Raw genomic sequence first — 20,922 nt, forward strand, 5'->3', positions numbered from 1 at the left:
TTCTTCGGCAGGCAAAACTCACATGCCCGTTTGGGAGCCTTCCGACAGAATGGAAGACACCTTAATACCGGATTGGCGGTTTGTCCGCTTTTCCGACAAACGATTTCAAGCACGTTTTGTGCGGTCAGTTATAAAGAAGGACCGGCTACAGCAGTATGAAAGAGATGGGGCCGAACAATCTCGATCCGGGTGACGAGCCCCCGCTCAGTGTAGGCGGACGGCGGCGGCCACCAGATCGTCGTGAAGTTTCTGCCCGCTGGCTCGCTGGAACCTTCCTGACCGGCGTTACGTCCTGCATGCTGATCGGCGTTGCATTGTTTGCCGCTCTGGACGGGCGCGAACAGCTGGCGACCCCGCCTGAAATCCTTGCCCGTAACGACATGCCCGGTGCGACCGACGAAGCCGCTGTTACCAAGGGCGGACGTCTTGTCAGCACCGTCTCTCAGCAAAAGGCGCGCGACCGACGCCGTTTCGATCTTTCGACGATGCAGAAAGTGGGTGAACGCGAAGTTATTCGCACGCGACCATTCGAATTTGTCCGCATGGCTCTCGCCGTCGATCACCCGACCAGCCGCAAATATCCTGCTTTCAACGCCCTCACCGTGTTTTCGGAAGGACCTGCGGCACCGCAGCCTGCCGATGCCGGTCAGATTTACGGCGCCAAGGTCGAAAGCGAAGTCAGTCTGCGTGTTGTCGATTTTCCGATGAACAGCACAACATTCGATGCATCCAGCGACCTGACAGTGGATGAGGTCGAGAAGGTTGTGCGGGATACCGGTGGTCTTCTGACCGACGGCGACGTGCAGGTTGCATCGCTCCACTATGTCGATCCTGCTCGTTTCGGCGGCACGGACTCGCCTTTCGCGCTTGGCCCAGCGCTTGGCGTGAAGATTACACAGGAGAATGTCAGTGTCGCACAGCGCGGCGATGACGAGACGGTTGGCGAAGGCTTTTCGGAAGAACTGATTCCTTTCCGCCAGACAGCCGATATCAAGCAGGCGCTCGAAGACGCCGGTTATACCGGCGACGATGCCGAAAACATGGCCGACTCGCTTGCCAAGCTGATGAACTCGCCGCGCCTCAAGGAAGGCAGCGTTTTGCGTGTCGGCACCGAGACGCAGGATGGCACGGACCGTATCGTGCGCGCCAGCATCTATAATCGCACCACGCATCTGGTGACGGTCGCCCTCAACGACAGGGGACAATATATTCCGTCCGACGAACCGGAACAGACCCCGCTTCTGCAGACGGCGTTTGATGGTAATGCCCTGCCGACGGCCATTCGGGGCAATCTGCCGAGTGTTTATGACGGGATCAGCCGGGCCGCGCTCGCTTATGGCATGTCGGAGACGATGCGCGAACAGCTCGTCAAGATGCTCGCAAGCGATGTTGACCTGCAGTCACGGCTTGCGCCGAGTGACCAGATCGACGCATTCTTCTCGCTGCCGGACGATCCCGACAAACCGGAAGCCGATTCGCAGCTTCTTTATGTTTCGGCCAATTTCGGCGGCACGACCCGCAAATTCTATCGCTATCAGGCTCCGGACGGTAGCGTCGACTACTTCAACGGCGACGGCAAAAGCGCGAAACAGTTCCTGCTCCGCAATCCGGTTCCCAATGGTGTCTTCCGCTCACCGTTCGGCATGCGCCGCCACCCGATCCTTGGCTATAGCCGCATGCATACCGGCGTGGACTGGGCCGCACCGCGCGGCACGCCGATCATCGCTTCCGGTAATGGCGTGGTGGAAAAGGCAGGCTGGACCAATGGCTATGGCAACCAGACACTGATTCGTCATGCCAATGGTTATGTGAGCAGCTATAGCCACCAGAACGCCATCGCCCGCGGCGTTACCGCCGGTGCGCGTGTGCGGCAGGGACAAGTGATCGGCTATGTGGGGTCGACGGGTCTTTCGACCGGTCCTCACCTTCACTACGAAATGATCGTGAACGGCACCAAGGTCGATCCGCTGCGCATTCGTCTGCCGGATAACAAGGCGCTTTCGGGCAAGGACCTCGAAGCCTTCAAGCAGGAACGGGATCGCATCGACACTTTGTTGAACAGCGATGACAACGGCACCAAGCTTGCTTCGAACGGATCGACGAAGAGCTGATAAAAAGAAAGGCCGGGGGAAACGCCCCGGCCTTTCTCTTTGAATTCACTGGAATGCTTACTCGGTAAACTCGACCGTTACGCCAGCTTTCACCAGTTTTGCCAGCTCTTCCGCATCCCAATTGGTCAATCGCACACAGCCATGGCTTGACGTCTTGCCGATTCTCGATGGCTCGGGCGTACCGTGAATGCCGTAGGTCGGCTTGGAAAGCGCGATCCAGACTGTTCCCACCGGCCCGTTTGGCCCAGGCGGAATGGTCAGCACCTTATCATTATTGCCCTGCTTGAAGTTGATCTTCGGATTGTAGGTGTAGTTCGGGTTGATCGCGATACGCTCGACCTGAACAACGCCGGAAGGTGACGGATTGTCCGACGAACCAATGGTCGAGGGATAGGCAACGACCAGCTTGCCGGCTTCGTCATAGCCACGAACCTGCTTGCGTCCCTTGTCGGCGATGATGCGGGCCACCTTGGTCCGGACAGGCTTGCCGAGGTTCGGAATCTTTACGATCGAACCCGGCTGATTGAAGTTTACGCCGGGATTGATCTCTTTCAGATAGGTCTCGTCTATATGAAATTTTTCACCGAGCATTTCGGTGACCGAGGTATACGCCATCGCCGGAAGCTGCGCCTTGTGGGCGTAATCTTCCGGGATGGAAGCAACGTATTGCCGTCCCACGTCTTCGTTGGTGATGGTGTATTCGGTGAAGGCTGGGCCACCTGTGGCTTCAAGTTCCGCATTGACCGCCGCTTCGTCTGTCGGATTGATCGACTTTCCGGTCAGCTCGCCATAGGCGGCAGCCGCCTTGTCGACATTGCTGCCCGAACGACCGTCGATGACGCCGGGCGATGCACCGGCGCGGTCGAGCAGTATCTGATAGGCTGCGATCTTTTCCTTTGCACCCTGCCCTTTCGGCATTTCGATTGCCGGAGCCATGTCGCTCGGATTGGGAACACCCCTTGGTTGTTCATAACCCGGCTGGCCATAATCCTGCTGGCCATCATAACCGGGATTGGCACTGGCTGAATTGGTGTTTGTATTGTCAGGATATTGATCGCCTGCCGGAGGAAGTTCCGACCGTTGCACCTGTCCATCACGGTTGCCGCCATATTGCGGTGCCGCCGGAGCGTCCGGGTAATAGTTCGGATCTTCGGGCACGTTGCCGAAACCGTCATAGGGAGCACCACCGTCGACTGGACCATCGAGTGTCCAATTGTCGTCTGGCTGCGGTGCGCGGCGAACCCGACGGTCATAAGCGTTCGGGTCATAATTATTGGCGTCCTCGACACTGAGAATACGCCCGCGACGATCCATGGTAACGCGGCGGCCATACTGGTCGATAAAGACCCGTACCCGGCGATCATGATAGATTTCTTCACCCGGATCATAAAGCTGCGCAAGCTGTACCGGGCGTTCGGTAGCCACTGCAGAACTGCCTTCCTCCGCGCGCGCAGTACCGTTGACGGCAGTTACCGCGACGGAAGCAAACAAAGCGAAACGAAGCATGCGTGTGTAATGCGCCATGAAGAATGCCCTGGGTGATCGAGAGACCATGGATGCCGCGAATATGGTTAACAACTGATTAGCTGATAAAGCAGATGCCAGATGAACTGGACATGAAAATGGCCAACATCGAAGGAAAGCTGGAAAACTTGTCACGCCAGACATGAAAATGGCGCCGCAACCTATCCGGTTGCGACGCCCAATGACCTCAACTCTTGAACGTTCAGGCGTTCTCGTCGATCTTCTGGCCTTCATCCTCAAGCGCACCACGAATCGGATGGAAATTGAGCCTGTCCGAACCGGCGGTAATCTTGACGATGGAACCATCCAGAATGTCGCCCAGTAGGATGCGCTCGGCGAGCGGATCCTGAACTTCTTTCTGAATGACGCGCTTCAACGGACGCGCGCCATAAGCCGGGTCATAACCCTTGTTGGCCAGCCATTCGCGTGCATCTTCTTCGAGCTGCAGCACGATCTTGCGATCGGTCAGAAGCATCTGGAGACGCTGCATCTGAATATCGACAATCGCACCCATGTCTTCACGGCGCAGCCGGTGGAACAAGATGATTTCATCGACACGGTTCAGAAATTCCGGACGGAAGGCAGCCCGCACCACGCCCATTACTTCCTCACGAACCGACTCGACATCGTCCTTCTCGCCAAGATTGACGAGATATTCGGCACCAAGGTTCGAGGTCATGATGATGACCGTATTGCGGAAATCGACCGTGCGGCCCTGTCCGTCGGTCAGGCGTCCGTCGTCCAGCACCTGCAACAGCACGTTGAACACATCCGGATGCGCCTTTTCGATCTCGTCGAACAGGATCACCTGATAGGGCCTGCGCCGAACAGCTTCCGTCAGAACGCCGCCTTCTTCATAGCCGACATAGCCGGGAGGCGCGCCGATCAACCGGCTCACGGAATGCTTTTCCATGAATTCCGACATGTCGATACGAACCATGGCCGTGTCGTCCTGGAAGAGGAACGCGGCGAGCGCCTTGGTCAGCTCCGTCTTACCGACACCGGTTGGGCCGAGGAAGATGAACGAGCCGATAGGCCGGTTAGGGTCCTGAAGCCCGGCGCGCGCACGGCGAACCGCCTTCGAGATGGCCTGGACAGCTTCGCCCTGCCCGATGACCCGCTTCGCAAGTTCGTCTTCCATGCGCAACAGCTTCTCACGCTCGCCTTCCAGCATCCGGTCAACCGGAATACCGGTCCAGCGTGAGATAATCTGTGCCACGTGGTCGGGCGTAACAGTCTCTTCAAGCAGAGAGCCCTTGTTTTCATGGCTTTCGGCTTCGACAAGCTGCTTCTCCAGCTGCGGAATCTTGCCATAGGCCAGTTCGCCCGCTTTCTGGAATTCACCGCTTCGCTGTGCAATGGCGAGGGCATTGCGTGCCTCTTCAAGCTGGCGCTTGAGATCAGCAGCAAGTCCGAGCTTCTGCTTTTCAGACTGCCATTTCGACGTCAGTTCCGCCGATTCTTCTTCCAGATCGGTCAGCTCCTTTTCGAGGCGCTGGAAACGATCCTTGGAAGCAGCATCGGTTTCAACCTTCAGCGCTTCGCGCTCGATCTTCAGCTGCATGATGCGACGGTCGATTTCATCCAGCTCTTCCGGCTTGGAATCAACCTGCATGCGCAGGCGCGATGCCGCCTCATCGACAAGATCAATGGCCTTATCGGGCAGGAAACGGTCGGTGATATAACGGTTCGACAAGGTTGCCGCAGCAACCAGAGCCGAATCCGAAACACGCACCTTGTGATGCTGCTCGTATTTTTCCTTCAGGCCACGCAGGATCGAAATCGTGTCCTCGACGGTCGGTTCATCAACGAATACCGGCTGAAAACGACGGGCAAGCGCTGCGTCCTTCTCGACATATTTGCGGTATTCTTCCAGCGTCGTCGCGCCAACGCAGTGCAATTCACCGCGTGCAAGAGCAGGCTTCAAAAGGTTCGATGCATCCATCGCGCCATCAGACTTGCCTGCACCGACAAGCGTATGCATTTCATCGATGAAGAGGATGATCTGGCCGGCAGCCGTCTGCACTTCCGAAAGTACTGCTTTCAGACGCTCTTCGAACTCACCGCGATATTTGGCACCGGCAATCAGCGCGCCCATATCGAGCGCCATCAACTGCTTGTCCTTCAAGGATTCGGGCACATCGCCATTGACGATGCGAAGCGCCAGACCTTCCGCGATTGCGGTCTTGCCGACGCCCGGCTCGCCGATCAGAACCGGATTGTTCTTGGTGCGGCGCGACAGAACCTGAATCGTGCGGCGGATTTCCTCGTCGCGACCGATCACCGGATCAAGCTTGCCTGCACGCGCATCCTCGGTCAGATCGCGGGCATATTTCTTCAACGCATCATAATTGCTTTCAGCGGACGCCGAATCGGCGGTGCGGCCTTTGCGCATATCGTTTATGACCTTGTTGAGCGCCGTCGGGGTCACACCGGCAGCGGAAAGAATTTCAGACGTCTTTGCGGATTTTTCCATCGCCAGTGCCATCAGAAGGCGCTCGACGGTGACGAAACTGTCACCGGCCTTGCTGGCAAGCTCCTCGGCAAGCGAGAAGACCTTGGCAAGCGGCTGCGATAAATAAAGCTGATCGTTGCCACCCGACACTTTGGGCAGCTTTTCGAGCGCACTCTGCAAGCCGATGCGCACATCGGCAATGCGCCCGCCCGCGCGTTCGATCAGGGACGAGGCAAGTCCTTCGTCATCATCGACGAGAACCTTCAACACATGTTCGGGTGTGAATTGCTGGTTGCCGGACGACAGCGCGAAAGTCTGTGCAGACTGGATAAAGCCCCGGACGCGTTCCGTATATTTTTCGATATTCATGATGTCTCCTTTGCCTTCCGGCCCATCAAGCGGCACCAGAAGATGTATGGTGACGAAGCCCCCACACTGGGCGGACTTCTTTCCAAGACAGCATATGGGACGATGGCCGGGTTTCGGCAAGGGTTACAGACACGTGAAGAACCAAATAAAAATGGCGCGGAAACCGCGCCATTTTTAACTTGATACACAGGGACGATCAGGCGTCGGAATCCGCAGATTCCGTTACCGGCGTCTCATCACCGCTATCCTTGGCGGCGCGGCGCGGACGACCAGGACGGCGCGTGGCGCGACGTGGCGCGGCCTCATCCGCAGAAGATGCATCGGCAACAGGAGCGGCCTCGGCGGCCACTGGTGCTGCCTGCTCGACCACGGCTGCAGCCGGAGCTTCTTCAGCCACCGGCTGAGCCTGTTTTTCCTGCGGCTGTTCGTCAGAACGCTCGTCAGCGTTGAAGCGCTCACGCTGCGGACGGCGGCCACGACCCAGACGACGATCGCGGTTGTCGCGCTCGCGCGGCTGCTGGCGACCTTCACCGGACTTTACCGGCTCGCCACCATCTTCGCCATAAACGACCTCGGCAGGCGTGCCCTCGATAACCGGCTGCGGGCCGGAACCGTTGACGGGCTGTGGCTGTGCTGCGACAGGCGTGAAACCTGCTTCCTCATCATCCGCACCGTCATCGTCGAAGGTTTCCTCGCGCTGGAATGGCACCGGATTCTGCGCCATGGCCGCCATGATGATGCGGTTGTAATGTTCAGCGTGCTGAAGATAATTTTCTGCCATCACGCGATCGCCAGATGCCTGTGCGTCCCGCGCAAGTGCCGAGTATTTTTCTGCAATATGTTGCGCATTGCCGCGGATCTTCACATCCGGGCCATTGCTTTCGTAATTGCGCGACAGAGGATTGGGGCCCTTGCGGTTGTTGTTGTTATTATTGTTATTCCCCCGTCCGCGCATGCGCCTGTTCTGCTGTGCTGGCCTCATATTCATCTCTTTTCAGATTAAAGGGCGTAGAAACTCCACAGCCAAAAAGCTGCCGGTTTCACGCTATCGAGCCATGGAGGAAGTACGCCCTAAAAACTTCCCACAAATCGACTGCTCCTGAGTTAGGTACCTCTATGGGTCACCGAAACTCCGCGGTTGCATTAATGCATAACCATTCCGAAAAGCTCTGCTCTTCGAGATTATGCTTGAAAGTCGTGTACTTCCGCACAAGCCATCCCCAAAGAACCTTCGGGGAGCATGACCAAAAATCGTCATGGAGCATTTCCGCCACCGCCCATCAGCGGGCAAAACCATTCTGGCTGTATACGGTGGCCGGAAACTAAACGGCTTCGCCGCAAATTCCAAGTGTTTTTTAGCGGTTCGCCGCATCAAAATTACGTATTTGATTTGTACGCGAAAAGCATGGCCCTTCTGTGGCCGCCAAGGTCACTCGCATGTCCTGCGAGGGAAAAACCTGCGCTTTCGAACAGCGCTTCAACATCCTGGAATTGTCCGGCGCCGATCTCTACGGCAACCATTCCTTGTTTATATAGGTGATCTGCTGCCTTCTGTGCAAGGGCTCTGTAGAAATTCAGTCCATCAGACCCGCCATCGAGCGCAGCCAATGGGTCATGTTCGCGCACTTCGCGTGACAGTCCCGCAATGTCTTCATGCGGAATATAGGGCGGGTTTGAGACGATAAGATGAAACCGCCCGCTCACATTTTCAAACCAGTCGCTTTTGAGCGCTGCGAACCGGTCACCCACACCATTGGCGACAGCATTGATTCGCGCCATTGCAAGCGCCCCCTCCGCCATGTCGAGACCAATGCCGTGTGCGCGCTCGAAGCGATGCAGAAGCGAGATGATGATCGCGCCCGTTCCCGTCCCCATATCGAGGAGTTCAAGCGTGTTTTTCTGCACCGCAAGCGCTTCCAGCGCCGGAATGACCAGCTCCACCAGCACTTCCGTATCGGGACGCGGTTCAAGCGTAGCAGCGGAGAGCCGGAAAGGCAGGCCGAAGAACTCGCGAACACCCATGATCCGGTGAACCGGCTCACCCTTTTCACGGCGGTCCAGCGCATCGGAAAGCGTCTCGATTACCGCAGAACCAACCAATTGCTCAGGTGCGGATATCAGATCGAGCCGCGTCTTGCCGGTTGCCCATTCGACCAGAAGCCGTGCATCGAGGTCTGGCGTATCCAGTTCTGCCGCACGAAGCCTCGTCCGTGCATCAGCCATCAGGCGGTCGAGACGCATTTCGCTCACCCTTAGAGCGCATCCCGAAAAGTGTGAAACGATTTTCGGAAAAGATGCGCGGTTCAAAACAAATATCTAGAGCGCCGATCTGGCCAATCTGCTCGAATCAGATCGAAACGCGCTCTAATGCCCCAGTTCCGTCAGAAGTGCGGTCTGGTGATCGGAAATCAGCGCATCGACCAGTTCGTCCAGATCACCTTCCATAACCCGGTCGAGCTTGTAGAGCGTCAGGTTGATGCGATGATCGGTGACGCGTCCCTGCGGGAAATTATAAGTGCGGATACGCTCGGAGCGATCGCCCGAACCGACCTGGCTGCGACGTGATTCAGAACGTTCGGTGTCTGCCTTCTGGCGCTCCATGTCGTAAAGGCGTGCACGGAGAATCTGCATCGCGCGTGCGCGGTTCTGGTGCTGGGATTTTTCAGCCTGCACGACCATGATGCCGGTCGGGATGTGCGTAATGCGAACCGCGGAGTCGGTCGTGTTCACGTGCTGGCCACCGGCGCCCGATGCCCGCATCGTATCGATGCGGATATCCTCATTACGGATCTCAATGTCGATATCCTCGGCTTCAGGCAAAACCGCGACGGTTGCCGCCGATGTATGGATGCGTCCGCCGGCTTCCGTTTCAGGCACACGCTGCACGCGGTGCACGCCCGATTCGAACTTGAGCTTGGAGAACACACCCTTGCCGGAAACGGTGGCGATGATTTCCTTGTAACCACCGGCATCGCCTTCGCTGGCCGAAACCAGCTCGACCCGCCAGCCTTTTTCGGCAGCATAGCGCTCATACATGCGGAACAGGTCACCGGCGAACAGTGCCGCCTCCAGACCGCCCGTACCCGCACGAATTTCGAGAATGGCATTCTTCTCGTCGGCAGCGTCCTTCGGCAGCAGCAGAATCTGGACTTCCTGCTCCAGTCCCTCAATCCGCTTTTCCACGCCCGGCAGTTCTTCCAGCGCCAGTGCACGCATCTCTGCATCTGTGGAGGCATCGTCACGCATGGCCGCCAGATCGACAGCTTCCTTGCGGGCGTCGGTCAGTTCGCGAATCTTGCCAACCACCTCCTGCAGCTCGGAATATTCCGATGCGAGCTTCACATAGGTTTCCGAATCCGGATTGTTGGCCATCTGGCTTTCGATCATTGAGAACCGCTTCAAAAGCTGGTCCATCCGGTCCTGCGGCAATGCGATCATGTCATGTCCTAAAAATTATCAGCGGCGTGCAAGAATGCAAAACGGGACGCCGCGCAATCCTGCACCGCGACTGTTCAGTCAGTTAGAGCATTTCCTATTTTTTTTGAACCGTTGGAAATGCTCCAACTATTTGTTTTGTCGCATTATCCGACGCAAAACCGCTTCGCACTTTTGCTGGAAATGCTCTAGATCTGCTTCGCTATAACGGAATATCGTTGTCTTCCGCAAATCTCATCAGCATTTCGCGCAGCGAATGCGCACTGTTCGGCTTATCCAGCTCTTCCGCCAGCAAGGCCGTAAGCTTGCTTGCGTCCAGCGCATCAAGCATGGCCTTGACCGGGCCGATTGCCGCCGCCGACATGGAGATCGACCGAAAACCGATGCCTACCAGCGCCATGGCTGGAAGCGGCCTGCTGGCCATTTCACCGCACAGGGTGACCGACTTGCCGTGACGATTGCCGGTTTCCACGATGAAGCGCAACGCCCGCAGGAATGCAGGCGAAAGCTGATCGAAGCGACCCGACATCAGCGAGTTGCCGCGATCCGTCGCCATCAGGAACTGGAACAGATCGTTTGAACCGACGGAGATGAAATCGACAAGCGACATCAGCTCCTCAAGCTGCCACAGCAGCGACGGCACCTCGATCATCGCTCCCAGTTTCAGCCCCATGGGCAACTGATGAGCGAACCGCGACAGATGACGGACTTCACGATCGATGATCTCGCGTGCGGCCTTCACTTCGCTGACTTCCGTGATCATCGGCAGCAGGACTTTCAACTCGCGTCCGCCCGCCGCCTTCAAAAGCGCTCGCAACTGCGTGCGCAACAATCCCGGACGGTCGAGCGTCAGGCGGATCGCGCGCCAGCCGAGCGCCGGATTTTCTTCCTGCACGGTCGAACTGAAGTAAGGGAGAACCTTGTCTCCACCGATATCAAGCGTCCGGAAAGTCACCGGCTTGTCGCCTGCCGCCTCGATGACCGAGCGATAAAGACGTTCCTGCTGTTCGGCACGCGGGAATGTCGAGGCCACCATAAACTGAAGTTCGGTGCGAAACAGACCGATCCCCGCCGCACCCGAAGCCGACAATTGCGGCAGATCGACGAGAAGCCCGGCATTCATCAGAAGCGAGATATCGACGCCGTCCTTCGTGACGGATGGCTTGTCCCGCAATTCCCGATAATGGGCCTGACGACGCGCCCGGAACCGAACCTTTTCGGCATAAGCCGTTTCCAGATCGGACTGCGGGCGCAGATGCATGATGCCTTCATCGCCGTCAACGATTGCCGCATCGTTGTTTTCGGCCATGGATACAATGCCCTTGGCCTGGCCGACCACCGGAATGCCCATTGCACGGGCGACGATCACGACGTGGCTCGTGGCGGCGCCGTCCTCCAGAACAACACCGCGCAAGCGCTCGCGCGGATAATCCAGAAGTTCGGCAGCCCCCATGGAACGCGCGACGATGATGGCATCCTTGACCAGCGATTCGGCGATGGTCTTGATGTCACGTCCCATAAGTTGACGCAGCAAACGGTTCGCGAGATCGTCAAAATCCGACAGGCGCTCGCGCATATAGGGGTCGGTCAGATGCACCATGCGCGCACGCGTGTCGCTCTGCACCTTTTCGACTGCCGCCTCGGCAGTCAGACCGTTGTGGATGGCTTCTTCCAGACGCCGCACCCAGCCGCGATCATGCGCAAACATGCGATAGGCTTCGAGCACTTCGCGATGCTCGCCCTCCACCGCCACATCGCGGCGCGAAAGCATGTCGTCGATGGATATGCGCAGGCTGCCAAGCGCTTCATCCAGCCGGTTCAGCTCGGCCTGGCTATCCTCGTTGAAAAGATTGGTGACGACGATGCGCGGCTCATGCAGCACCACATGGCCAAGGCCGATACCGTCGTTGAAAGCCTGTCCTGTCACACTCATCGGGCGACCGAGATCAAGCTCTATGCCCGGACGGGCGAGACGCAGACCGTCGCCGGTCGCGATGATTTCGGCAAGGACCATGGCGGTGGTTTCAAGTGCTTCGACCTCGTCTTCCCGATATGCCCGCTTGGTCTTGTTCTGGACGACAAGAACGCCCAAAGTGCGGCCAGCGCGTAGAACGGGAACGCCGAGGAAGGAATTATAGGCTTCTTCGCCCGTTTCCGGCAGATAGGCGAAAGCCGGATGGCTTTGCGCATCGGTCAGATTGAGGGGACGGGCGCTTGCGGCAATCGTGCCGACCAGACCCTGACCGAGACGAAGCTGGGCAAGGTGGACTGCCTGCGGATTGAGACCTTCGGTAGCGTAAAGCTCAAGAACGCCGTCAGCGCGCAATATATAGAAGGAGCAGACTTCCGCGACCATATTCTGGGCGATTTCACGAACGATCCGGTCGAGGCGCGCCTGCGGTTCCAGCGGCTCTGCCATCAATTCGCGCAACCGCTTTAGCAGTACGCGGGGACCGGTTGTCAGCTCACGCATGATCGTCGGGGGCTCCTTCAAAATTGCTGACGTGCGTTCCGCCAGCCGATTCCCAATACCCGCCCGCGAAGCGTTACGCCAATCCCTTTGTGAGCATTTTTGACACCCGCGTCCAGAACAAATAGTCGCTGCTCGCAAAATGTTGCAGGGCCGCGCACCCTTTCGGCTGCGCGGCCCTGCATACAACTATGTTTCAAAATGGAATCTGAGCTGGCTGCTTACTTATCGAGACCATAGACCGCGTGCAGTGTGCGCACGGCCAGTTCCGCATAAGGGCCGTCAATCAGGATCGAAATCTTGATTTCAGACGTTGTGATGGCGCGGATATTGATGCCCTTTTCGGCCAGTGCCTTGAAGGCTGTGGCAGCAACGCCTGCATGGCTGCGCATACCGATGCCGATCACCGAAATCTTGGCAAGGCCGGTTTCAGACTGGATATTGTCGAAGCCGATCTCGCCCTTGACCTTGTCCAGCACCTTCAGCGCCTTATCGACGTCACCCGTCGGAATGGTGAAGGTCATGTCGGTCTTGGAGCCGTCTTCCGACACGTTCTGCACGATCATGTCGACATTGATGTGCTCTTCGGCGAGCGGCCCGAAAATGGCTGCCGAAACGCCCGGCCGGTCGGCCACGCGCCGCAGCGAAATCTGAGCTTCATCCTTCGCAAAGGCGATACCTGTGACGACCTGCTGTTCCACGATTTCATCCTCGTCGCAAATAAGGGTTCCGGGCGGGTTGATCGGATCACCCATGCCCGGCGCATCTGGGTCCGTAAAGCTCGAGCGCACGAAAGTGCGCACCTTGTGCACCATGGCGAGTTCGACCGAGCGCACCTGCAGAACCTTGGCACCAAGCGATGCCATTTCCAGCATTTCCTCGAAGGAAATCTTCGAAAGACGCTTCGCCTTCGGCTCTACGCGGGGGTCGGTGGTGTAGACGCCATCGACATCTGTATAAATATCGCAGCGATCCGCCTTCACACCGGCAGCGATGGCGACAGCAGAGGTGTCTGAACCGCCACGCCCAAGCGTTGCCACACGGTTGTCAGGGCCGATGCCCTGGAACCCGGCAACGACGGCAACCTGACCCATTTCCATACGGCGGATGATTTCCGAACCGTCGATGTCCTGAATACGGGCCGCGCCATGGGCGTTGTCGGTCTTGATCGGAATCTGCCAGCCCTGCCACGAACGCGCATCAACGCCTATGGATTGAAGCGCAATCGCCAGAAGGCCGCTCGTCACCTGCTCGCCGGAAGCGACGATGGTGTCATACTCGCGGGCATCATAGAAAGGCGAGCTTGCGCCGCATACTTTCGGCATGTTCTGCACCCAGCCGACCAGCTCGTTGGTCTTGCCGGACATGGCCGAAACGACAACAGCAACCTGATTGCCTGCCTCGACCTCGCGTTTGACGTGGCGCGCCACATTATAGATGCGTTCCAGATCAGCTACCGAAGTGCCGCCGAATTTCATCACGATGCGCGCCATTTAAGGTTACGTCCCGCTGTTTAGAAAAATTACACTCTCACCCGCCCAAACCTTATATTGTTGCGACAGGCAAACCCGGGGTCACATAGCTAAAATGCCGCGCTTCCGCAAGGCCGCGATTCGTATCGGGCCGCTTGAGAGCGAAATTGATTTGTTCCTTGACTTTGGAGTACTACCTTGAGAGCAGAACTGTACGCTTCCGCCGCTGGAGAATGAAATGACCGAGACCGCCCGCACCACCATCGACGCTTCGGAAATCGAGCATTTTTCGCGCATCGCCGCGGAATGGTGGAATCCTCAGGGCAAGTTCCGTCCCTTGCACAAGTTCAATCCGACGCGGCTTGCCTATATCAAGGAAAAGATCTGCGCCAAATTCAACCGTGATCCCAATGCGCCGCGCCCCTTCGAGGGCCTGCGCCTGCTCGATATCGGCTGCGGCGGCGGGCTTCTCTGCGAGCCGATGGCACGCCTCGGCGCGACCGTCATCGGGGCGGATGCTTCCACCACAAATATCGAAGTAGCGAAAATCCATGCTGCGCAAAGCGGCGTCGAGGTCGACTACCGCGCCACGACTGCAGAAGCGCTGGCTGAAGCCGGTGAGAAATTCGACGTGGTTTTGAATATGGAAGTGGTCGAGCATGTTTCAGACGTCGACCTGTTCATGTCCGCCACCAGCGAAATGGTAAAGCCCGGCGGGCTGATGTTCGTCGCCACGATCAATCGCACGCTGAAAGCCTATGGTCTGGCGATCATCGGCGCGGAATATGTCCTGGGCTGGCTGCCGCGCGGCACGCATCAATATGAAAAGCTGGTCCGCCCGGAAGAACTGGAAGCTGCACTTGCGAAAGGCGGCCTGCGCCTCATCGACAAGCTTGGTGTGACCTATAATCCGCTGGCCGACAGCTGGAGCCGCTCCCGCGACACCGATGTGAACTATATGGTGCTTGCCGAACGGCCTGCCTGATCAAAGCACATCCCGAAAAGGGTGAAACGGTTTTCGGACAAGATGTGCGTAAAATAGACAGTTAGAACGCCAATCTGATTCAATCCGATCGAAACGGTCAACCTCTTTGTGCGCGTGTTGTCATGGCAACGCCTGCGCAGATGACCAGCGCGCCGATCCAGGTCAGAGGTGGATAATGTTCGCCGAGAAATAGCGTTCCGGAAATAAGCCCCAGTGCCGCTGCGACATAGCCGATCTGGCTGAGATAGACCGGCCCGCCAACCGCCTGCAGCCGGAAGAACAGGGCAAACATGCCCGCCGATGCGATCGACTGGGCCAATGCAGCCCATGGGGCGAATGCAAGTGTCTCGATCGGAAACTGGCCGGTGAATATGAGTATCCCCGCAGAAAGCATCAGTGCCGATGCGAGGTGGCTTCCGGCAGCAAGCTCGGTCGGATCGGAGTTCTTCGGCCAGTCGAGCGTGCGATAGACATTGCCGATGGCGAGAAACACCGGAATGAGCAATGCCGCGGCGATCCACAATGGATCAGCAGGTTTTCCCACTTCGCCGCGCGTCATTGCCACCATCACTGCACCGATAAACCCGGCAGCGATACCGCCGATCCCAAGTGCATTGGGACGCCGCAACCCGAACCCCATCGACAGAACAAGCGTGATGACCGGCGACAGCGTGTACATGATGCCGGTAAACCCCGCGCCAAGGCGTGGAATGGCGGAAAGAATGAGGAGATTGGGCACGGCATAGGAGATAAGCGCGGTACAGATATAGTAACGCAGTCTTCCGCCTGAAAAGCCGATCTTCTTCCCCTGCAGAAGAAGAACAGCGAACAGAATGATTCCGGCACTCGCCGAGAACAAAAAGGTCCAGATGGCAGGCGGAATACCAGCCTGCGCAGCGATCTTGCCGAGTGGCAGGATGAGGCCCAGCAAGGTGCCGGTTGCGATCAGCAAAAAAGGCGCAGAATCCGTCAGTTTCATGCGCCTTGTCTCCTGTACGGCAATCAGTTCTTGTCTTCTGGAAATACCGGCAACGGCAGAACGTCGACACCGTCTTCGAGCAGCGAATGCACATCCTCGCGCGACGCTTCGCCGTAGATACCACGTGTTTCGGTCTCGCCGAAATGGATCTTCCGGGCTTCCTCGGCAAATTTGTCGCCGACATAATCCGCATTCTCGCGAACCTTGCGGCTCAATTCCCGCATTTCGTCCAATATCTGCTTTTGCGTATCGCCCAGCGCCATGGCAATCTTTTCCTTGCCACGGCTTGTCGAGACCGCCGGCGCCATCAGCGACTTCTGAACGGCTTGCGAATTGCACACGGGGCAAGCGACAAGCTGCATTTCCGACTGACGGTCGAAATCAGCATTGTCGCGAAACCAGCCCTCGAATTCATGGCCCTGATCGCAATGAAGCGAAAAGCGGATCATGGAATTTACGCGTCCTCTTTCTGCTTCGCGGAAAAAGTCCGGACATCGAACTCCCGCGCATTCTTCAGGTTCGGTATCTTGCCGCGTGCAGCAGCGCTTTCCGCCACGTCGATATCAGCCAGGATGACGCCCGGCTCGTCGTGATCGGCTTCGGCGAGAATCTTGCCCCATGGTGAGACGATGATCGAATGACCGTAGGTTTCGCGGCCGTCCTCATGCAGACCGCCCTGTGCGGCAGAGATCAGGAATGCACCATTTTCGATAGCACGCGCACGCTGCAAGATGTGCCAGTGGGCTTCTCCGGTCTGTTTCGTGAAGGCGGCCGGACCGGTAATCACATTGGCACCGGCGAGAGCCTGAGCGCGGAACAATTGCGGAAAGCGGATGTCGTAACAGACAGCCATGCCGAACTTTGCGAAAGGCAGGTCGACAACGACAGTTTCCTTGCCTGGAATACAGGCATCCGATTCGCGCCAGCTCTCACCATTGTCGAGATCGACATCGAACATATGGATTTTATCGTAGGTCGAGACCTTCTCGCCCGACGGTGCAAAGATCGCGCCGCGATTATAGGATCTTCCGTCATCGCCCTTGATCAGAGTCGAACCTATATGAAGGAAAATACCGTGTTTCGAGGCGAGCTTCGCTGCGGCAGCCATGACAGGATCGTTGGCCTCATCGCGCAATGACTGTGCGAGCAATGGCCGGTCACGCTGCATGATCCCGGTCACTTCCGGCGTCTGCACATATTGCGCACCTTTGACCGCCGCTTCCGCGACCAGTTTTTCCATGGCTTCAATATTGCGGGCCACGTCTGTGCCAGACCGCATCTGGACGGCTGCTGCGCGGAACATGCTCATCGACCTCTCCCTGTCCGATCGAATTCTAAACCAGTTCGCCAGTCTTGAGCAGGCCATCCAGCTTGCCCTGATCTTCCAGCTCGAAAAGATCATCACATCCGCCGACATGAACGGAGCCGACGAATATCTGCGGGAAGGTGTTACGGCCCGAACGTTGCTGCATTTCGGCGCGCAGTTCCGGCGATGCGCCTGCATCGATTTCATTATACGCAACGCCCTTGCGGGTCAGAAGATCCTTGGCCCGGGTGCAATAAGGGCAACCGACACGCGTGTAGATCGTTACATCAACCATCATAAACTCCAATCGTTTTGGCCACTATATAAGCGGCAAAGACGTTATCTGGAAGCCCCGACGCTTTTCACGAGCCTGTGTAGCCGGTTATCCGGCTCAATCCGGTAGAACGCGGCTGAACGTCAGCACATCCACGCTTTTCGCGCCGCCACGCAGCAATGCCCGCGTTACCGCCTTGACCGTAGCGCCGGTCGTATAGACGTCATCGATGAGCAGAACCCGTCGCCCGCGCACATGAATCTCGTGTTCCTGCGGCACGCGGAACGCACCGTCCACATTGCGCTTTCGCTCCTTGATACCAAGGCCGATCTGCTGTTCGGTCCGACGCACACGCTTCACGCCTTGCGGCGCAAAGGGTTTCGATTCCAGTTTCGCCAGGGCGCGGGCAAGTTCCGCCGACTGGTTGAAACGCCGCTGCCAGAACCGCCAGCGATGCAGAGGCACCGGAAGAATGACCTCGCATTCATCCAGCAATTCGCGACCCGCGCGTTGCATCCAGCGCGCCATCCACGGGGCCAGATCGGTCCGGTCGTGAAACTTGAGCGAAACCGCCATGCGCTGCGCTGCGCCTCGATGCAGGACGGCGGATCGGAGACGCCGGAAAGGTGGCAGATCGGCAATCGCCTCAGCACTCGTGAAATTGTCGCCGAAATCATGGCTGAAAGGAATGCCCAGCACGGGGCAATAAGGCTTTTCTATAAAGCGTAGCTCCGGCCAGCATTTCGGACACAGCGTCCCCGGTTCGGATACATGCGCCCGGCAGCCAATGCATGTCGGCGGAAACAACATGTCCGCAGAGGAGCGAAAAGCCCTGCCGGCAAACCGCCGAAGCCCTTCGCCCGCGCTGCGCAAAAAGGTTTGATGCGTTCTATCGTCATCCGCCATTGCATTCGCCCCCATTCGAATGCATCTATCCCCGCAACGATTGTACTGAACCTTGCTCGAAAGAGAAGACGGATTCCATGCCTGCGCCGACCGATGATAGCGCGATTTTCGATCGCGATCTCCTGCTCTCGTTTCGCCGTCGCGCCTTTGCGCGCGCCGAACCCGGCGCGGATTTCCTGTTGCAGCGCATTGCCGACGATCTCGCTGATCGTCTCGACGCTGTGGAGCGGCGTTTTCCCGTCGCCGTCGATCTCGCTGGCCATACCGGCGTAGCTGCAGCAGCCATCGCGCAGTCTGGCAAAGCCGACCTGATTGTCCGCATCGAACGCGACAGTGATTTCCTGCGAGGTCCTTTCCCGGCTATTGTCGGTGACGAGGAAATGCTGCCGCTGAAAGCTGGCAGCACCGATCTGATCGTGTCGCTAATGGCTCTTCACGCGACCAATGATACACCGGGCACAATGGTGCAGATCGCCCGCGCCCTAAAGCCGGACGGACTTTTTCTGGCAGCCCTTAGCGGCAGTGGAACACTCGGTGAATTGCGCGAAAGTCTTCTTCAGGCGGAAATCGAACTGACAGGCGGCGCCTCGCCGCGCATTTTCCCGTTCCCGGACGTGCGCGATGTGGGCGGCCTTCTGCAACGTGCAGGTTTCGCCCTGCCCGTAACCGACGTCGACAACATCACGGTGCGCTACGATTCGCTGTTCAACCTGATGGCCGATCTGCGCGCCATGGGCATGCAGAACATCCTGCGTGACCGTTCCCGCAAGCCGGTTTCGAAACGCCTGTTCCTGCGGGCCGCTGAAATCTATGCCGAGCGGTTCTCCGATCCGGATGGACGCATCCGCGCCACTTTCTCGATCATCTGGCTATCAGGCTGGGCGCCGCATGAATCGCAGCAAAAACCATTGAAACCGGGCTCTGCAAAAGCATCGCTGGCAGAAGCGCTAAAAAAGGCTGCGAAAGACAGCTAACAGTCGCCGTGGTGGCTGCCGTTTGTCTCGATGATGCAGACGGAATTGGGGCTCGGCTGAAGCACGCTCTTGCGCACTGTATACGTCTGGCCTGTTGCATGCGGCTGGGCGCTGGCATCGCGCTTGATCGAGCCGGTCATGGTGCGGTCTATCCCGACCGGGAGTACTGACTGGGCTGCAACCTTGTTTGCCTGATCGTTGAGAACCGGCACAATGATGAGAGCCAGAGCGACAACGGCAGAGCCGAACAACAGCACAACGCGCAGGATTCCGCGACCAGCCTTCGTTAGCGGCTTGGCCGTATATTCGTTGTGATCAGCGCTAAAATAATTGTTGTCGAAACTCATACTTCAAGACTCCGGGGCAGCTCCCAAACGAGAATGCCTCAACGGAGTGAATCATAGATTAACCAGCCAGCGGAATCGTAAGAAATTGCCAACCTTTTTCCACGGTTGTGGACAGGGGCCGGTCTACAGCAGATCAAGCAGAAACGGGATCAGCGGTTCGTCGGCCGGTGGCATCGGATAGTCGCGCATATCCTTCGGGCGAACCCATTTCAGCGCCTGCCCTTCGAGCCCCCGCGCGATACCTTCATAACGGCGGCAGACATAGAGCGGCATGAGCAGGTGGAAGTCATCATAGGTGTGGCTGGCGAATGTCAGCGGTGCAAGGCAGGCCACCTTCGTGGTAATGCCGATTTCTTCCTGCAATTCGCGGATCAGCGTTTCTTCCGGTGTTTCGCCCGGTTCCACCTTGCCGCCGGGAAACTCCCACAGCCCCGCAAGCTGCTTGCCTTCCGGGCGCTGCGTCAGCAGAACCCGGCCATCCGAATCCACCAGTGCGCAAGCAGCGACCAGAAGAATGCGGCGTCCCTTTACCTCGGTCATTTCTCGTTGCTCTCCCGATAGGCATAGCGATAGGCTTCCCGAAAGCCGAAGCTCTCGTAAAGAGCAAGTCCAGCAACGTTTTCCGCCTCGATCTGCAGCCATGCCGTCTTTGCACCGAGCTTTACGGCCCATTTGAGTGCAGAACCGACAATCGCATGTCCATGCCCCTTGCGCCTTGCGTCGCGCAGGGTTCCGACATCGAATAGACCCGCCATCACGCCATCCTGTACGCAAAGCAGGTTGGATACGGCGCGTCCCCCCTCCTCCAGCACGAACATGCCCTTGTTCGGGCGAACGCTATTTAGAAGTTCGGAAAATCCGGGCCGCATATCCTCCGGTCTTTCATGGATGGAAAGCGAGGCATCCACGAAGCGCCCAATATCCTTCAGGGGTATCTGGTCGATGGCGTCCGACAAATCGAGTTCCTCGAGATTCGCCGTCATCACGATGGTTTCGTCCCGGCGCTTCCAGCCAAGCCCTTCAAGATAATCCTCAAGCTCGCGCGGTGCGAGCGGCGAAAGCCTGAAACAGGGAACACGGCCATAGGCGCGAAAGCGCTGCGCCGCCAGTTCCACACGTGTTGGAATATCGCGCGTGTCGCCGGGATCGAGCGGATTGATCGAGTTGAGACGCCGGGATGGATGCGCTGCAGTCATGCGTATCGCCCATGTGCCGTCATAGTGAACCGACGTGGCAGGCCAGGCACGGAAGCCGACGGCTTCAAGCTGGCGAACGATGGCAAGACTTGGGGTGCTGGGCTTTTCCATTACTTCGA

The 20,922-nt window shown here is 57.8% G+C and carries 18 protein-coding genes; 3 read left to right on the plus strand and 15 right to left on the minus strand.

The window, feature by feature from the left end; all coding sequences use genetic code 11:
* Nucleotides 1–155: 155 nt before the first annotated feature.
* A complete protein-coding gene (locus OHI65_RS21175; RefSeq protein ID WP_125301714.1) occupies nucleotides 156–2,111 on the plus strand; it encodes a M23 family metallopeptidase in 1,956 nt (651 codons plus the stop codon).
* 57 nt (nucleotides 2,112–2,168) lie between these two features.
* On the opposite strand, the gene OHI65_RS21180 is transcribed toward OHI65_RS21175, so the two are convergent.
* From OHI65_RS21180 to OHI65_RS21210, 7 genes are all read right to left on the minus strand, one after another.
* Nucleotides 2,169–3,635, minus strand: a complete 1,467-nt coding sequence (locus OHI65_RS21180; RefSeq protein WP_125301711.1) for a L,D-transpeptidase — start codon at nucleotides 3,633–3,635, stop codon at nucleotides 2,169–2,171.
* Between the two features lie 202 nt (nucleotides 3,636–3,837).
* Entirely contained in the window at nucleotides 3,838–6,459 is a 2,622-nt protein-coding gene (clpB, locus tag OHI65_RS21185) for an ATP-dependent chaperone ClpB (protein ID WP_094514431.1), read from the minus strand.
* A 196-nt stretch (nucleotides 6,460–6,655) separates the two neighbouring features.
* Nucleotides 6,656–7,441 carry a DUF4167 domain-containing protein gene (locus tag OHI65_RS21190; protein ID WP_029375796.1) on the minus strand — a complete coding sequence of 262 codons (786 nt, stop codon included), beginning with the start codon at nucleotides 7,439–7,441 and terminating at the stop codon, nucleotides 6,656–6,658.
* A 395-nt stretch (nucleotides 7,442–7,836) separates the two neighbouring features.
* Entirely contained in the window at nucleotides 7,837–8,700 is an 864-nt protein-coding gene (prmC, locus tag OHI65_RS21195; protein ID WP_235824450.1) for a peptide chain release factor N(5)-glutamine methyltransferase, read from the minus strand.
* Between the two features lie 123 nt (nucleotides 8,701–8,823).
* The gene (prfA, locus tag OHI65_RS21200; RefSeq protein WP_125301708.1) at nucleotides 8,824–9,897 is read right to left on the minus strand and encodes a peptide chain release factor 1; all 1,074 of its coding nucleotides are present in this window, start codon (nucleotides 9,895–9,897) and stop codon (nucleotides 8,824–8,826) included.
* Nucleotides 9,898–10,096: 199 nt separating this feature from the next.
* On the minus strand, nucleotides 10,097–12,367 hold the full coding sequence (ptsP, locus tag OHI65_RS21205) for a phosphoenolpyruvate--protein phosphotransferase (protein WP_010657493.1): 2,271 nt from the start codon (nucleotides 12,365–12,367) through the stop codon (nucleotides 10,097–10,099).
* A 218-nt stretch (nucleotides 12,368–12,585) separates the two neighbouring features.
* Nucleotides 12,586–13,857, minus strand: a complete 1,272-nt coding sequence (locus tag OHI65_RS21210) for an aspartate kinase (RefSeq protein WP_010657494.1) — start codon at nucleotides 13,855–13,857, stop codon at nucleotides 12,586–12,588.
* Between the two features lie 217 nt (nucleotides 13,858–14,074).
* On the opposite strand from OHI65_RS21210, the gene ubiG reads away from it, so the two are divergent.
* Nucleotides 14,075–14,821 (plus strand): bifunctional 2-polyprenyl-6-hydroxyphenol methylase/3-demethylubiquinol 3-O-methyltransferase UbiG, encoded by a 747-nt coding sequence (ubiG, locus tag OHI65_RS21215; RefSeq protein ID WP_264358787.1) that lies wholly within the window; start codon nucleotides 14,075–14,077, stop codon nucleotides 14,819–14,821.
* Nucleotides 14,822–14,918: 97 nt separating this feature from the next.
* On the opposite strand, the gene OHI65_RS21220 is transcribed toward ubiG, so the two are convergent.
* The 5 genes from OHI65_RS21220 to OHI65_RS21240 form a co-directional block, all read right to left on the minus strand.
* Entirely contained in the window at nucleotides 14,919–15,800 is an 882-nt protein-coding gene (locus OHI65_RS21220; RefSeq protein ID WP_029929753.1) for a DMT family transporter, read from the minus strand.
* Between the two features lie 23 nt (nucleotides 15,801–15,823).
* Complete coding sequence (locus tag OHI65_RS21225; protein WP_264358788.1) at nucleotides 15,824–16,249, minus strand: DUF1178 family protein; 426 nt, start codon at nucleotides 16,247–16,249, stop codon at nucleotides 15,824–15,826.
* 5 nt (nucleotides 16,250–16,254) lie between these two features.
* Entirely contained in the window at nucleotides 16,255–17,109 is an 855-nt protein-coding gene (locus OHI65_RS21230) for a carbon-nitrogen hydrolase family protein (protein WP_125301703.1), read from the minus strand.
* Nucleotides 17,110–17,134: 25 nt separating this feature from the next.
* Nucleotides 17,135–17,401: a glutaredoxin 3 gene (grxC, locus tag OHI65_RS21235; RefSeq protein ID WP_029929749.1), complete on the minus strand. Its 267-nt coding sequence runs from the start codon at nucleotides 17,399–17,401 to the stop codon at nucleotides 17,135–17,137.
* A 96-nt stretch (nucleotides 17,402–17,497) separates the two neighbouring features.
* Nucleotides 17,498–18,286 carry a ComF family protein gene (locus OHI65_RS21240; RefSeq protein WP_094514437.1) on the minus strand — a complete coding sequence of 263 codons (789 nt, stop codon included), beginning with the start codon at nucleotides 18,284–18,286 and terminating at the stop codon, nucleotides 17,498–17,500.
* 77 nt (nucleotides 18,287–18,363) lie between these two features.
* Between OHI65_RS21240 and OHI65_RS21245 the strand changes: the two genes are divergently transcribed.
* Nucleotides 18,364–19,260, plus strand: coding sequence for a methyltransferase domain-containing protein (locus OHI65_RS21245; RefSeq protein ID WP_012091199.1), 897 nt, complete (start codon nucleotides 18,364–18,366; stop codon nucleotides 19,258–19,260).
* On the opposite strand, the gene OHI65_RS21250 is transcribed toward OHI65_RS21245, so the two are convergent.
* The 3 genes from OHI65_RS21250 to OHI65_RS21260 all read right to left on the minus strand — a co-directional run bounded on the left by OHI65_RS21250 (nucleotide 19,257) and on the right by OHI65_RS21260 (nucleotide 20,914).
* Nucleotides 19,257–19,607, minus strand: a complete 351-nt coding sequence (locus OHI65_RS21250) for a hypothetical protein (RefSeq protein WP_010657502.1) — start codon at nucleotides 19,605–19,607, stop codon at nucleotides 19,257–19,259. The two genes, OHI65_RS21245 and OHI65_RS21250, sit on opposite strands and share 4 nt — an antisense overlap.
* 123 nt (nucleotides 19,608–19,730) lie before the next feature.
* The gene (gene mutT / locus OHI65_RS21255; RefSeq protein WP_006467893.1) at nucleotides 19,731–20,147 is read right to left on the minus strand and encodes an 8-oxo-dGTP diphosphatase MutT; all 417 of its coding nucleotides are present in this window, start codon (nucleotides 20,145–20,147) and stop codon (nucleotides 19,731–19,733) included.
* On the minus strand, nucleotides 20,144–20,914 hold the full coding sequence (locus OHI65_RS21260; protein WP_125301701.1) for a GNAT family N-acetyltransferase: 771 nt from the start codon (nucleotides 20,912–20,914) through the stop codon (nucleotides 20,144–20,146). The genes mutT and OHI65_RS21260 overlap by 4 nt, the downstream gene beginning before the upstream one ends.
* Between the last annotated feature and the right edge of the window lie 8 nt (nucleotides 20,915–20,922).

This window comes from Brucella sp. MAB-22 (assembly GCF_025908475.1).
Lineage (GTDB): Bacteria > Pseudomonadota > Alphaproteobacteria > Rhizobiales > Rhizobiaceae > Brucella > Brucella anthropi.